This window comes from Thermodesulfobium narugense DSM 14796, assembly GCF_000212395.1.
Classification (GTDB): Bacteria; Thermodesulfobiota; Thermodesulfobiia; order Thermodesulfobiales; family Thermodesulfobiaceae; genus Thermodesulfobium; species Thermodesulfobium narugense.
Genome location: NC_015499.1, coordinates 295,016 through 309,390, shown reverse-complemented (window position 1 = coordinate 309,390; position 14,375 = coordinate 295,016). Strand labels below are relative to the sequence as shown.

18 protein-coding genes are annotated in these 14,375 nt (G+C 34.9%); 6 read left to right on the top strand and 12 right to left on the bottom strand.

The annotated features are described in order from the left end of the window. Position 1: 1 nt before the first annotated feature. Genes THENA_RS01485 through THENA_RS01465 form a run of 5 tightly spaced genes read right to left on the bottom strand, consistent with a single transcriptional unit; the run spans position 2 to position 4,497 of the window. Positions 2–739, bottom strand: coding sequence for a WecB/TagA/CpsF family glycosyltransferase (locus tag THENA_RS01485; RefSeq protein ID WP_052296037.1), 738 nt, complete (start codon positions 737–739; stop codon positions 2–4). Beyond that, positions 726–1,685 (bottom strand): polysaccharide pyruvyl transferase family protein, encoded by a 960-nt coding sequence (locus tag THENA_RS01480; RefSeq protein ID WP_013755671.1) that lies wholly within the window; start codon positions 1,683–1,685, stop codon positions 726–728. The genes THENA_RS01485 and THENA_RS01480 overlap by 14 nt, the downstream gene beginning before the upstream one ends. Further along, positions 1,686–2,525: a pantoate--beta-alanine ligase gene (gene panC / locus THENA_RS01475; protein WP_013755670.1), complete on the bottom strand. Its 840-nt coding sequence runs from the start codon at positions 2,523–2,525 to the stop codon at positions 1,686–1,688. It lies immediately after the preceding gene. Then, entirely contained in the window at positions 2,525–3,775 is a 1,251-nt protein-coding gene (locus THENA_RS01470) for a SufB/SufD family protein (protein WP_013755669.1), read from the bottom strand. The genes panC and THENA_RS01470 overlap by 1 nt, the downstream gene beginning before the upstream one ends. Beyond that, complete coding sequence (locus tag THENA_RS01465; RefSeq protein WP_041438207.1) at positions 3,766–4,497, bottom strand: ABC transporter ATP-binding protein; 732 nt, start codon at positions 4,495–4,497, stop codon at positions 3,766–3,768. The genes THENA_RS01470 and THENA_RS01465 overlap by 10 nt, the downstream gene beginning before the upstream one ends. A gap of 183 nt (positions 4,498–4,680) precedes the next feature. Here THENA_RS01465 and nifV point away from each other — a divergent pair, with 183 nt between their 5' ends. After that, on the top strand, positions 4,681–5,853 hold the full coding sequence (gene nifV / locus THENA_RS01460; protein WP_013755667.1) for a homocitrate synthase: 1,173 nt from the start codon (positions 4,681–4,683) through the stop codon (positions 5,851–5,853). Between the two features lie 14 nt (positions 5,854–5,867). Here the strand turns inward: nifV and THENA_RS01455 are convergent, their stop codons facing one another. The 7 genes from THENA_RS01455 to infC all read right to left on the bottom strand — a co-directional run bounded on the left by THENA_RS01455 (position 5,868) and on the right by infC (position 11,405). Then, positions 5,868–6,836: a GDP-mannose 4,6-dehydratase gene (locus THENA_RS01455; RefSeq protein WP_013755666.1), complete on the bottom strand. Its 969-nt coding sequence runs from the start codon at positions 6,834–6,836 to the stop codon at positions 5,868–5,870. Positions 6,837–6,933: 97 nt separating this feature from the next. Continuing rightward, positions 6,934–8,811: a carbon starvation CstA family protein gene (locus THENA_RS01450; RefSeq protein WP_013755665.1), complete on the bottom strand. Its 1,878-nt coding sequence runs from the start codon at positions 8,809–8,811 to the stop codon at positions 6,934–6,936. Positions 8,812–8,911: 100 nt separating this feature from the next. Then, entirely contained in the window at positions 8,912–9,424 is a 513-nt protein-coding gene (locus tag THENA_RS01445; RefSeq protein WP_013755664.1) for a hypothetical protein, read from the bottom strand. An 83-nt stretch (positions 9,425–9,507) separates the two neighbouring features. Beyond that, a complete protein-coding gene (locus THENA_RS01440; protein ID WP_013755663.1) occupies positions 9,508–10,269 on the bottom strand; it encodes a TrmH family RNA methyltransferase in 762 nt (253 codons plus the stop codon). Between the two features lie 4 nt (positions 10,270–10,273). Beyond that, positions 10,274–10,621: a 50S ribosomal protein L20 gene (gene rplT, locus THENA_RS01435; protein ID WP_013755662.1), complete on the bottom strand. Its 348-nt coding sequence runs from the start codon at positions 10,619–10,621 to the stop codon at positions 10,274–10,276. A gap of 21 nt (positions 10,622–10,642) precedes the next feature. After that, positions 10,643–10,849: a 50S ribosomal protein L35 gene (gene rpmI / locus THENA_RS01430; protein WP_013755661.1), complete on the bottom strand. Its 207-nt coding sequence runs from the start codon at positions 10,847–10,849 to the stop codon at positions 10,643–10,645. After that, positions 10,842–11,405 carry a translation initiation factor IF-3 gene (infC, locus tag THENA_RS01425; protein ID WP_013755660.1) on the bottom strand — a complete coding sequence of 188 codons (564 nt, stop codon included), beginning with the start codon at positions 11,403–11,405 and terminating at the stop codon, positions 10,842–10,844. The genes rpmI and infC overlap by 8 nt, the downstream gene beginning before the upstream one ends. 137 nt (positions 11,406–11,542) lie before the next feature. Here infC and THENA_RS01420 point away from each other — a divergent pair, with 137 nt between their 5' ends. From THENA_RS01420 to pth, 5 genes are read left to right on the top strand one after another with little or no spacing between them, the layout of a single operon-like run. Beyond that, positions 11,543–11,962: a hypothetical protein gene (locus THENA_RS01420; protein WP_154645295.1), complete on the top strand. Its 420-nt coding sequence runs from the start codon at positions 11,543–11,545 to the stop codon at positions 11,960–11,962. Beyond that, positions 11,959–12,312, top strand: coding sequence for a holo-ACP synthase (acpS, locus tag THENA_RS01415; protein ID WP_013755658.1), 354 nt, complete (start codon positions 11,959–11,961; stop codon positions 12,310–12,312). The genes THENA_RS01420 and acpS overlap by 4 nt, the downstream gene beginning before the upstream one ends. Then, the gene (locus THENA_RS01410) at positions 12,309–12,791 is read left to right on the top strand and encodes an N-acetyltransferase (RefSeq protein WP_407635129.1); all 483 of its coding nucleotides are present in this window, start codon (positions 12,309–12,311) and stop codon (positions 12,789–12,791) included. The genes acpS and THENA_RS01410 overlap by 4 nt, the downstream gene beginning before the upstream one ends. A gap of 18 nt (positions 12,792–12,809) precedes the next feature. Continuing rightward, positions 12,810–13,796, top strand: a complete 987-nt coding sequence (locus THENA_RS01405; RefSeq protein WP_041437890.1) for a sodium:calcium antiporter — start codon at positions 12,810–12,812, stop codon at positions 13,794–13,796. Further along, positions 13,793–14,371 carry an aminoacyl-tRNA hydrolase gene (gene pth / locus THENA_RS01400; protein WP_013755655.1) on the top strand — a complete coding sequence of 193 codons (579 nt, stop codon included), beginning with the start codon at positions 13,793–13,795 and terminating at the stop codon, positions 14,369–14,371. The genes THENA_RS01405 and pth overlap by 4 nt, the downstream gene beginning before the upstream one ends. The last annotated feature ends 4 nt before the right edge of the window (positions 14,372–14,375 follow it).

Here is a 14,375-nt window from a genome sequence, read left to right as displayed (position 1 = left end):
CTCATTCTCCAAAATTTTTTATTCTCCAAAAAAATGCAAGCAGAGCAAACTCTGGCAAAACAAGCATTCTTTTTAGCCTTGTGGGTTCGCTAAGAAGTCTATATAACCACTCAAGCCCAAGGTTTCTAAATATTTCTGGTGCTCTCTTTTTTTTGCCCGACAAAACATCAAAAGAACCTCCTACTCCTATGCCAATTATATCGCTCTTAGCTTTAAAAAGTTCGTTTAAGAAAATCTCCTGTTTTGGAAAGCCCATAGCAGACATTACAAATGTTGCGCCTGATAAAATGATTCTCTCTATAGATGGCTTAAAATCAGTAAAATATCCGTTTTCATAACCAACTACTTTTATTCCCATCTTAAGAAGTTTTTCACTTAGCGATTTAACTACTTCATCTGTGGAACCTATTAAATAAATTCCTTTATCATGTTTTTTACATATCTCCAAAAAATGTGGGATAAGATCTACCCCGCATATTCTTTTTGTATTTAAAAAAATAGCAATCCCTATCCCATCTGGGACAACAAGGTCTGCTCTATTAAATGTTTCAAGCATAATAGTTGAGCTATTATTTTTTTTCATTGAATACATAACCATTTCTGGATTAAGGGTTATAATTCTAAGACCTAAATTTTTAACAAGTCTCTCTTCAAAAAGATTTAATATCTCTTCAAGACTAATAATATCCACAGGAACTTTGTCAAATAAAAATTTTCGCATGGCATTAAACAAATTCAAAATTTTTAAATGCTAATTTTTCAAGTTCACTTATTTTTAAGGCGATCTGTTTTTCAACAAATTTTTTATTATTATAAAATTTTACAAGATTTTCAAAAGAAAGAGATTTGTAACAATATTCCTCTAAACCAATCTGTCTCATAAAGCCTCTAACCTTTGGATCGTAATCGATTGCAACAAAGGGAGTCAAAGACTTTGTGCAAAACACTGCGCTGTGAAATCTGGTAGCAACAAACACCTCACACTCTGCAACCGATCTAAACGTATTTATAAAATTACCATAAAAAATTTCATCAAACTTTATCGGCAAACTCTTTAAAAATCTCTCATCTTCTTTGTCAAAAGCTACGCCTCTTATTAAAAAGCCCTCACCCCTCAATCTTTCGGAAAAGATTACTAACTCTTGAACTGACCTTGAAGATTCTTCACAAGCCCTAAGGTTGATCCCAAAAATCTTTTCTTTTTTTGGCAGAACAAAATCTATAGTCAAAGTGATATCAGAAACTTCTTTAACAATATCGCTTTTCAATCTAAGTCTTTTTGCTAGAGAGATAGAAAGAGGCTCTCTTAGAGCCAAAACCTCAACGTTATTAAGTACCTTAACAAAAAATTTTGATCTGGTGTGCCCTATAGGACCCAACGATTGAGACAGCATGTAAACCTTCTTCTTTAACAAACTTGCAATAAAAATTATGCCTGTATAAAAGAGAAGGCTAGAAAAGCTAGTTTTGTCCTGAATAATGCCCCCACCGGGAAATATTATTCTATCTGCCAAAAGGATGTTCTTCAGAACATCCAATGTTTTTTCTTTCTCCACGTGGTTTAAAGCTGACTTTTTAGAATTCCAAAGTATCTTACCTGGATTTTTGTTTTTTAAGAGATATGCCTGGAGTATTGCATCATCTCCAACATTGCCAGCTCCAAAATATCCAATCAAAAAATCCATTTATGACTCAACTATAATATTGTCTATTAATCGAACTTTCCCGATCCAACCCGCCAAAAGAACCGCGACAGGGGGAGTTAGATCTGATTTTTCATTAAGATTTTCTATATTAACAGCCTGAAGATAATCTAGTTTTATTCCCTTTTCCTGAAGTCTAGCTTTTGAATCTTCAAGAATTTTTATATCATAATTTCCTGATTCTATCTTTTCTTTTATCCAAAAAAGTTCTTTACTAAGGTTCAAAGCAATCTTTCTTTCATCAGGAGTTAGATATGAATTTCTTGAACTTAATGCCAGATTATCGCTGTCTCTTACAATAGGTGATGGGACAATTTTAATAGGAAAGTCTAAGTCTTTTACCATTTTTCTCAAGATTACCAATTGTTGAAAGTCCTTTTCACCAAAGTGAGCAAAGTCTGGCTGTACAATATTAAAAAGTTTGGCAACCACTGTACAAACGCCTTTAAAGTGACCAGGTCTAAACAGGCCGCAAAGCTTGTCTTGAAGACCTTTTACCTCCACAAAACAAAGCTGCTCTTCTGGATACATCTCTTCAGGATTAGGACAAAAAACCGCGTCAACTCCTTCTCTATCAAGAAGTCTGAGATCTGATCCCAGATCTCTTGGATATCTATCCAGATCTTCGTTTGGGCCAAACTGTATTGGGTTAACAAAAATTGACACCACTACAATTCCTGACATCCCCCTTGCTCTTCTGACCAAAGATATGTGACCTTCATGCAAATATCCCATTGTCGGGACAAGAGAAACTGTCTTACCGGCAGACCTCTTTTCCTCTAAAAACTTTCTTAGTGACTTCTTGTCAAAAAAGACTCTCATTAAAGGGCATCCTTTGCAGTAGCGTTTATAATGTCTCTAATCTTATTATCAATAAATGCCGGAATATAAGGAATGTTTAGGTTCAAAAAGCCTGTAGTAATCAAAGAAACAGCATCGTCTTTCTCTATGCCTCTACTCATCAAATATTCTACTTGCTCTTGAGAAATTGGACCAATTGATGCCTCGTGGGAGAGATGCGCTTTCACGGAACCCTCTGATACTAGAGCTGGAATTGCGTACATTGTAGCCTCCTTTGAAAAAACTATCCCTCTACAATCAAGATGCGCCATGCAAAAATCTTTTGTCCTTGCTATCATGTCTCCTCTTGAATATATTATGCTTTTATCTGCCGCAATAGTCCTTGCTATAGATTCTGCACGAGTGTTTGGGGCATCAAGATACATCTTAGATCCAAGATCAATATATGAGTTTCCAAGGCCATATATCACGTTATTAAATTGGGCAGTAGCATTCTTTCCCGCAAGATATACATTTGGTGCCGATTGAATAGACTTTACAGGCTTTAAAAGGATATAATTGTTAACGTATCTAGCGTCTTCTTCAAGATATACCCCTGTTCTTGGTCTTACGTCAAAGTTATCTGCCCAGTTGTGTATCATCGTAAAGGTTAGACTTGCACCCTTTTTTACATAAAACTCACTAATCCCAAGATGAATTCCTTCGGCATCGTTTTTTGAAAGAGAGCACCCAGTAATGACGTTAAGAGATGCGCCTTCTTCTACTATTATGATATTATGAACGTTTTGGCTTATATTGTTTTCATCCACAAGCAAACACGCTTGCAAAGGATATTCAACATGCTGATTGGGAAATACCCTCATAAAATAGCCATGTGTAGGGTTAAGCGCAACTGCTGCAGTATATTTGTCCTGATCTGGCTTAACTACCCTCCAAAAATAATCTTCTATCCAATCAAACATTTCAATAGCATTATCAGTACTCATTATTTGGAGTTGACCTTTATATTTCTCGTTAAGGCTTTCATATATAACGCTGTGATTTAATTGGACAAAGGACCCACTTCTAGTCTCTTCCTTTATATCCATGCCGCTCATAATAGCAGCTTCCATAGTCTGTGCCTTTAAAGATGTCAGACTTTCAACCTTATCCCTTTTAACAAATTCTTTAAATCTTTCGAGATCTACATCAGGACCAAAAACAGCTTTTTTCTCCCTGGCTGCATTAGCCAGAGATTTTATTTCAGAAAGCCTTTTCTCACTTATTGGCATATCTGACACCCCTTATAGCCATTTCTTTTAATCTCGTTTAGCATATCTCTGGGATTGCCCGTACATATTATCCTTCCGTTTATAAAAATATATCCTTTGTCTGCATTTACAAAGTCCAAAATATAACCAGTATGCGTTATTATTAAGGCACTTCTTTTTGGACTTCTAACCTTATCTTTACCTAACAAATGATTAATTGCATGTCCTACAAGAGATATGTTTTCCATATCCACTCCTGATTCAGGTTCATCTATAAGTACAAATTCAGGCTTCTGGAGCATAAGTTGCAATATTTCAGATCTCTTCATTTCACCTCCAGAAAACCCATCGTTAATATATCTTTTTACGTGATCCTTAATTTTCAAACTCTCTAGTATTCTCTCAACTTCTTCATCAGATATGCCATTGTTCTTGCTAAGCAACTTTATTAACCTCTCAAGGCTAACTCCCTCTACCGTAGGAGGCCTTTGAAAGGAGAGACCTATGCCCAATTTCGCCCTCTCATAAATGTCTTTATTTGTAATGTCCTCCCCCTTAAAATAAATTTTGCCTTGTTCTACTTTATATTTTGGGAAACCCATTAAAGACATCATAAAAGACGTCTTACCTGCACCGTTTGGTCCAAAAAGGACATACACGTCTCCGTATCCCATAGAAAAATCTACACCCTTTAAGACCTGCTTTCCCTCTACAGATACCCACAAATCTACTACCTGCAGCATCTCTTGCATATGTTTAACTCCTTAAAAAGATTTTATATATGTCCAATTTTAACATAAAAAGAAGTCGAACCAAAAAGCAAGAGATGGATAAATATAGTGTAAAATTGTCTGACAATTTATAAAATTTTACAAAGAAATTTATTTAAACTACAATTTTATATGAAAAAAGTGGAGGTGATTAATTTGTACCCAACTCTTAAAGATTTTGTTGATAAGATTTTTATCGTGGATACTACTCTCAGAGATGGAGAACAGACAGCAGGGGTTGTCTTTGCTAATCAGGAAAAGATCCATATTGCAAAAATGTTAGACGAAATAGGCGTTAACCAAATAGAAGCCGGAATACCCGCTATGGGAGGCGCAGAGAAAGAAGCAATAAAATCTATAGTCAATTTGGGCTTAAAAGCCTCAATAATGGCATGGAATAGGGCTGTTATTGAAGATATAAAGAATTCAATCGATTGCGGAGTAGATGCTGTAGCTATTTCTATATCAACGTCAGATATACATATCAAACACAAATTGAAATCTTCAAGAGAAGACGTTTTAGATTCTATGTCTAAAGCTGTAGAATTTGCTAAGTCAAAAGGGCTTTATGTTTCTGCGAACGCAGAAGATGCCTCCAGATCAGAAATGGATTTTCTAATAAAGTTTGCAGAAAGGGCAAGGGAATGTGGCGCTGATAGGCTCAGATTTTGTGACACTTTAGGAATACTTGACCCTTTTGAAACCTTTTCAAAAATCAAGACAATCCGTGATAGCGTAGGGATTGACATAGAAATGCACACGCACAACGATTTTGGAATGGCTACTGCCAACGCTCTGGCAGGAGTAAGAGGCGGAGCAAGGTATGTGGGAGTAACTGTAAATGGTTTAGGAGAAAGGGCTGGCAATGCTGCTTTAGAAGAAGTTGTAATGGCTCTTAAAATAATACACAACATCGATCTGGGATTTAAAACAAAGAAATTTATAGAAATATGCGAGTATGTAGCTAATGCCTCGTCAAGACAAATCCCAATATGGAAGACAATTGTTGGTGCTAATATATTCGCTCATGAATCGGGCATACATGCCGATGGAGTACTAAAAAATCCAACGACTTATGAGGCATTCTCCCCCGATGAAGTTGGTCTTGTGAGGCAAATTATAATAGGCAAGCACTCAGGAAGCGCAGCCATAAAGAGCAAATTTAATCAATTTGGCATCGAACTTAGTAAAGAAGAAACGAAATTGATACTTGAAAACGTAAGAAATATGTCTATTCAGTTAAAGAGGCCACTTTTCGATAAAGAACTCATGTACATCTACAATGACGTCCAAAAGATTCTTAATAAAGGGGCAAATTTAGCAGTTTAGGTTTACTTTTGAGGCTAGGTTCTTACCTGGCCTCTTCTTTCCAGAAACCACTTTACAGTAAGTTCTATTCCCTCCTTTAAATTTACTGTTGGTTCCCACTTAAGAATCTCTTTTGCTCTATTAGAATCTAATAGACTTCTTCTAAGATCTCCAGGCCTTGCGTCAGCATAATTTGGCACAGATATGCTTTCAGATACTTCTATACCATATCTTTTCAACGCATCCACAATTAAAGAAAAAATTCTCTTTGTCTTGGTAGGTATACCTGTTGATATGTTAAAAGTTCCACATTTGTCCAATTCAAGTGCACGGTCGTTTGCAATTGCTACATCCTTTACAAAAACGTAATCTCTAACCATCCCTTCATTATCTTCTGGAAAAGTATTTATAGTAGATTTTCTCTTATTAATCAAGTTTTCAAGAAATATCGACACAACCCCGGCTTCGCCGTGAGGAACTTGCCTAGGACCATATACGTTAGAATACCTCAAAATCACGTATTTAAACCCAAATTTTTGAGACATAAGCTTAATATAATTTTCTGAAGTTAATTTAGATAGAGCATAGGGAGAGGTAGCAGAAGGTTCTGTGTCCTCATTTGCAATATCCTTTATTTCACCATATATTGCTCCACCAGTTGATGCAAACAAAAATTTTGCCTTTAATTTAGATGCACACTCAAGCATTCTTATAGTACCGAGTATATTTATTTTTGCATCGATGTAAGGATGAGTTACTGAATAAGGCACTGATATCTGAGCTGCTTGATGACAAATTACATCAGGTGAAAATTCTAAAATCTTTTTAGAAGTTTTCTTTGAACATATATCTCCCTGGAAAAATAAACTCTTTGAGTTGATATTATTAATATTCCCACTGGATAAATCATCAACTGATAAGACCTCATGTCCCTTTTCTATCCAGTAATCTACAATATTTGATCCAATAAATCCTGCTGCACCTGTAACAACAATCTTTGCCAAACTTTCCTCCTAAAAAATAAATTTATATTATTGTATAACAAAAAAATAGGAGCACATTAATCGTGCCCCTATTTTTATAAATTTATAGAAAAACTAATTATACTTTGCTCTTTGCTTCTTTCCCAGACAAAATATTTGACCAAATTCTTACAGAATCTAAAATCAGCCATATTCCCATAGCTAAAAGTAAAAGAGAGAGAAAGGCGTTTATTCCCATAGCAACGTTGCCTTTCATTGCAAGGGGCAAATATATGTGGCTAAAGTTAAGCCAACAGGCAGAAAATGTTACAACGGTCATAAATACGCCCGGCAAAAAGGTAACCATTGCATATGACAACTTGCCAGTTCTTCTTAATATCTCTGTAGTAGATATTATTAGAGCAAAGGTTGCAAGAAGCTGGTTGGTAGCACCAAAAATTGGCCATATAGTAGAAACACTACCAGAGTACAAAAGATATCCCCAGAAGAAAGAAACCAAGAATCCTGTAGATATTATGCCAAAATTCCAGTGCATATCCCTAAACTGCGGAACAAAATAACCAAAAAATTCTTGCAAAAGATATCTGCCGACTCTTGTCCCTGCATCAATAGCAGATAAAATAAACATCGCCTCAAACATTATTATAAAGTGATACCAATATGCCATCATGCCAGAAAGAAAGGGCACCTGCTCCGTTATATATGCTACGCCAGCAGCAAGAGAAACAGCACCGCCAGGTCTTCCAGCAAGATTTTCGTGAACCATTTGAGAGAGCACAGGTACCTGGTTAGCTACCATGCCCAATTTCTCAAATACAGCAGGAGGAGTATTGATTGCAAAATAATCTCCTTGTGGAAGAACGCAAGCTGCAATAAGAGCAAGAACGCCTACGAAACTTTCCATTAACATTGCACCATAACCTATAAATCTTGCGTCGGTTTCACAGCTTAGCATCTTTGGGGTAGTACCAGAACCTACCAGCGCATGAAAACCCGATATAGCACCACAGGCAATTGTAATAAAAAGGTATGGAAAAAGTGGTCCCGGAATAATGGGTCCGCCGCCTGCATCAAATTTAGTAAAAGCTGGCATTTGAAGATTAGGATGCACTATAAAAACACATATTGCAATTGCGACAGCTACGCCTATCTTCATGTAACTAGACAAGTAGTCTCTTGGGAGCAAAAGCATCCAAACGGGCAATACTGATGCTATAAAAGCATAAGTAGGCAAAATAATCTTTACAGTATTTTCACTAAGAGTAAGCGCCTTTCCAAGATCTGATTGTGGTGGTACCAAACCGCCAATCCATGTAACCACAAATAAGAGCGCCACGCCTATTAAAGTAGCCTCCAAGACTTTCCCTGGTCTAAAGACATACATCCAGAACGCCATTATAAAAGCAATTGGAATAGTTAGGCCTACAGTTATTACACCCCAGGAAGAGCTCTTCAGGGCGTTTACCACTGCTATTGAAAGACCAGCCATTGCAAGAACAAGAATTAAAAATGTAGCAAGAGATAAAACCTTCCCTGTAGGAGAAGAAATTTCCTGTCTTGCAATATCAGCAAGAGAACATGCCCCTCTTCTTGTAGACGCCACCAGCACGACAAAGTCGTGTACGGCACCAGCAAGAGCTGCTCCTATGACAAGCCAAAGAAGTCCCGGCATAAAGCCAAATTGGGCAGCCAATACGGGGCCAATAAGCGGTCCAGCGCCCGATATAGCAGCAAATTGATGACCAAACAAAACATATTTATTAGTTGGAACGAAATCTCTCCCATCATTGATTTTGCATGCAGGAGTTTCAGCACCAGAATCCAAACACATTACCTTTGCAGCAATAAAGGCACTATAATAACGATAGCCAATAGCCCAAACAGCAAATCCGAAAACCAAAAGCAACAACGCACTCGGAAAACTTAAAACTGACAATAAAGATAATAAAGCCACAATTAGAAGTAATACAATCCCAAAAATAGAAGTTGCTTTCACTTTTCAAACCCCCTTAAAGAATTTAGCAAAATCTCTCCCTCCTTTTTAATAACTAAAAAATAAAATAAACTTCCTTATTTTATCACATATTAATTAGTTTTTACTGAGATAAATCATAAGAAATTATTATAAAGCCAATTTTTTCATTGACATTCATTACAGGAGATACTACGAAAAGAATATTCTTTTCATTCAGAACAGTCATTTTCTGAAAACTTGAAAACTCTTCAGGATAAAATCTTGAAAAGTTAGAACCTTCATATTTTTTATTAGTAGATATCTGAATTGTATTACCACTTACAAAACTAATTTCTTTGAAGCCTTTATTTCTAACAATTTGATTAAAACACTCTTCTACTTGATAAATCCTATTTGACTGGATATTGTCTCTAACAAAAAAAGTTAATGGTATTGAGACATCTATCAAAAAGTTTTTGACATCATTAACAAACTTTTCTCTCAAATCATTTTTCACATTTTCAATGTTTGTTTGACAGTTCCTATCATAAGTTTCTTTAGTAAAGTTGACTATAAAAATCCAGTAAACGTTTGATACAATCAGGCTAGCAAGCAAAATAAAAATGAAGTAAACGTACCACTTGAATTTTTTCATATTCCCCTCCATCAATATTGATTGTAGAGCTTAATTAATTACAGAGCTTAAATTTTTAACTTATGATTTTTAATTTATAACTATTAATTAAATTTTTTAAAGTATAAAAAAGAAAGAACGATATTTACACACATAGCCACATTCAATGACTCCACGTTTTGAGTAGGTATATATACTCTTTTATAAGACTTGCTTTCAATTTCACTACTTATTCCTCTCCCTTCATTGCCAAAAACAAGCAAGCATCTCCCATCGTAATTGTGTAAAAAAAATGGCTCTTTTGCTCGTGGAGAAAAAGAAAATACCCTTAAACTTGTATCCATATCTCTAACAATATCGCTAAAGTTTCTCTTTCTAAAAGGAACCTTAAAAAAAGCCCCAGCAGAAGACCTTATAACCTTTGGGTTATAAATATTACACGAGTCTTCGGATAAAAATATGCCCCCGCAACCAAATGCAAGAGAACTTCTAAGTATGGTTCCGAGATTTCCGGGATCCTGAATCTTGTCAAGATAGACCCAGGGAAAAGGACCAAAGTCTTTTTCTTTAGGCAAATTTCCTACACTAATAATTCCTGTTGGGGTGCTCTCGCTCGAAAGTCTTTTAATAGCATCTTCTTTAACTACAAGAAATTTTAACCTTTCAAGAAATATCTCAAAAATTTTAACTTTAAAAAATTTTTTCTCCAGGATATCAACATCCTTTATAAGGACATAATCTGGGATATAATTTGCTAAAAGCGCTTCTTCAAGCGCATGAACTCCCTCAAAAAAAATAAATTGCCCAGACTTTTTCATTCTGAGCAATTCTTTTATCTTAGACTTTGAAGCAAAGTCTACGTTCACAAACTTACATTTCCTTAACTTTCATAACTACTTTCTTAAATTGTTCAGGATAAGATAGTGCCATTTGGGCTAGCACTTTTCTGTCAATATCAAGACCCGATTTCTTTAATGCGTTCATAAACTTGCTGTATGAAAGGCCATATTCTCTGACAGCTGCGTTGATCCTTACAATCCACAGACTCCTAAATTCTCTCTTTTTTCTCCTTCTGTCTACAAAAGCATATTTTAGGGCATGTAACAAATGCTGATTAGCAGTTCTATATAGTTTATGCAAAGAACCCCTAAAGCCCTTGGTCATTTTCAAAACTTTCTTGTGACGTCTACGAGTCACAAAACCACCTTTAACGCGCATACCTTTCCTCCTAAATAAAACTTAGTTTACACTGTGATATGGAAGTTGAGACATCAATCTTGGCAAATCAGAACTCGAAACTACCAATGTCTTTGCAAGCCTTCTTTTTCTCTTTGGGCTCTTATGAAAAAGGAGGTGACTCCTATTTTGCTGTCTTCTTATTATTTTGCCAGAACCCGTTACCCTAAATCTCTTTGCTGCTGCCCTACAAGTTTTCATCTTAGGCATCCTTCAACCCTCCTTTTTGTTCTGTTTTCTGCTTTATTTTAGCTGGGCCGATTATTGCAACAAGATGTTTCTCGCTTTCGACCTCAGGGAGTTTTTCCATAACAGCGTTTTTAAGTAGAGCGAAAAATCTGTTAACAAGGTCTATGCCCTGATTCATGTGGATCATTTCCCGTCCTCTAAAGATAACGCTCAATTTAACCTTATTGCCCTCGTCAATGAAGTCTTGCGCAGCTTTTGCTTTTGTAAGAAGATCGTTTCCACCTATAGCAGGCCTTAAGCGAACTTCTTTGACAACAGTCTGTCTCTGATGTTTTCTTTGGGATTTTTCTTTTTTTGACTGCTCAAATCTAAATTTCCCGTAATCCATTATCCTTGCCACTGGGGGGCTTCCATGAGGAGCAATTAGGACTAGATCACTACCTTTTGCTCTTGCCAGCCTAAGAGCCTCTTCTGTAGACTGAACACCTAGCTGCTGCCCATCCACATCTATCAATCTAACACTTGGATAGATCTGGATCTCCTCATTAACGGCATATTCTTTACTTATAACGTTCACCTCCGAATTTAAATATAAGACAATAATTTTAACCTAAATTATAAACAAAAGCAACTCAAATTAAAATATATTTGATTATACGAGAAAATAAAAAAAATAACAACAATTAATTCTTATAATCTATAATAATATAAACTATGAATTACAAAATTTCACATATGTTTATAAACGCTATTGAGGACTATCTTTTGCTATATTCTATGTTATGCCCACTTGATAGTTCGAGTTTCTTTATAATAGAATTTGCCATTGCATATATAGAAAAAAATTTACCAGGTTTAGAAATAAAGGAATTAAGAACGCTCTGGAAAAAAAGCAATGAGAAAATTGAGTTCAAAGATTTTCTTTTAAAGAATTCAAAATTTTTACAAATGTTAGATTCTGAAGATGAAAGCTGTGAAATTATAAATAAACTAAGAAATTTTTTCAAAACTGCAAAAAAGGAAGTTATTATCTATGTACCCCAAATTACTGAAAAACTCTTTCCTTATATAAACCTTAATGAAAGAGAGCTCCTTGATCCCAAAAGAATAAGAAATACAAAGGAGAAAGATTGATAGGAATCGATATAGTTAGTAACAAAAGAATAGAAAGAGCGTTAAATAAATATAAGTCTAAATTCCTAGAAAAAATATTTACAAAAAGCGAGATAGAATATTGCCTAAGTAAAAAAACTTATATAGAATGTCTTTCTGCAAGGTTTGCAGCAAAAGAAGCTTGCATAAAAGCCATTTATCAACACTGTTTTACAAGATTGGAGATGAAACAAATAGAAATAATTGGCAAAAGGGATGAAGGAGTAACTGTAAAAATACATGCCAATGATATAGAATTATCTAGTTTAGAAATATTAGTTTCTATATCTCACGAAAAAGATTATTCGGTAGCAGTTGCCCTTATTACATAAAACAATTAATTTTTAGGAGGACAAAAATTATTATTAGAAAAGCCAGGATCGACGACGCAAAAAAGATAAAGACATTAATAGAAGGCTTTGCAAAACAAAATCTTATGCTCATAAGGCCTCTTTCGGACATTTATGAATGCATAAGAGACTTTTGCGTGTTAGAAATTGATGGGAAAATCTGCGGTTGCGGCGCACTTCACATCTTTTGGGAAGATATTGCAGAAATAAGAAGTTTGTGTGTAAATAGTGAATATCAGAGAAAGGGGTTAGGAAAAGAAATTGTAAATTTTTTGATTGAAGAAGCACGGCAACTTAAGCTAAAAAAGGTGTTTGCTTTAACGTATCAAGTAGTCTTTTTTAAATCAATAGGTTTTGAAATAGTAGATAAGTCACATCTTCCGCAAAAAATATGGTCTGAATGTGTAAAGTGCCCAAAGTTTCCTGATTGTGATGAAGTTGCGATGATTAGAAAAATATAAAAAAGATTCTAAATTTCGATGATGGAGTTTTTGACTTTAATTTTATCTTTACTTGCTATATTAGCATTTTGTGAACTATTTACAAACGCTGTAGAATGGCTCGGAAAAAATTTAAATTTTGGGCATTCTGTAGTTGGAAGCGTGTTTAGCGCTGTTTCAACTGCTCTTCCAGAAACAATTGTCCCAATAATAGCTCTCATAACCCTACCTTCACATGCTTCAAAAGAGGAAATTGGTATTGGAGCAATCTTAGGTGCTCCTCTTATGCTTTCAACTCTAACCTTTTCTCTCCTGGCAATACCTGCTTTTTTTAGAAAAGATAATAAAAATCTCAACTTTAAAAAGGATGCAATACTCTTAGATATAAAATTTTTCATATTTAACTTCTCTATAGCTCTCTTTATATCAGTTTTTGCAATTACATTAAAGTATTTTTTTGCAATATTTTTTCTGATATCATACCTATTTTATATATATATGGTTTTCAAAAAGGACGAGGGGTTTGAAGAAGAAGACTTGCACCCACTTTTGTTTTTTAAATCAAAAGAACCTGGTAACCTTCTTGTATTTTTACAACTGGGAATTGGCTTGTGTGGAATTTTATTATCATCTTATTTTTTTGTAACAAGCATTGAATCTATATCAAAAATTATTGGGCTCAGTCCTTTTATAGTTTCAGTAATACTCTCTCCCATAGCTACTGAGCTGCCAGAAAAGTTTAACTCAATTTCTTGGATAATTAAAGGGAAAGATCATCTGGCAATTTCAAACATTACAGGAGCAATGGTATTTCAATCCTCCTTTCCTATAATGGTAGGTCTAATCTTAAGCAAGTGGCAGTTGGATGAAAAGGCTTTCACTTTGTGTTTCATAACAATCTTTTCTTCATTATACTTGTATTCTCTTATCAAAAGGGGAAGTATAAATCCAAAATTATTGTTTTTAAACTTTATTTTATACGTTATCTATATTTTGATATCTTTAAATTCTGGAGCTAGATTGTGAGTTTAATCAGATTGTCAACGAAACAAGAGTTATATTTAATAGTAGGACTTGGAAACATAGGCAAAGAATATGCTCTAACCAGACATAACGTTGGCTTTTTGTTTTTGGATTTTTTATCCGAAAATCTTGGTTTCAAATTTTCAGGATTTGAAGCAAAAATCAACAGTTTAATATTTCTCAAACCTGATACATATATGAACAGATCTGGAATTGCAGTAAAAAGAGTTTCAGACTTTTATAAAATTGCTCACAAAAATATAATAGTCATATACGACGATTTAGACTTAGACTTTAAAACAATTAGATTTAGGCCAAAAGGTAGCTCAGCAGGTCATAAAGGAATGGAATCAATTATAGAAGAGCTTGGGACTCAACTGATCCCAAGGATAAAGATTGGCATAGGAAGAAAAGATGGTGTAAAACCAAAAGATTGGGTTCTTTCAAATTTTGACGATGCTGAGCTTTCATACCTTCCCAAAATTTTTGAAAGTGCAGCAATGTGTCTTGAAATATTTCTTGAAAGAGGAGAAAATGAAGCTCTTATGAAGTGTGGAAAAGTTAAGATCGTCTCTTAACAAT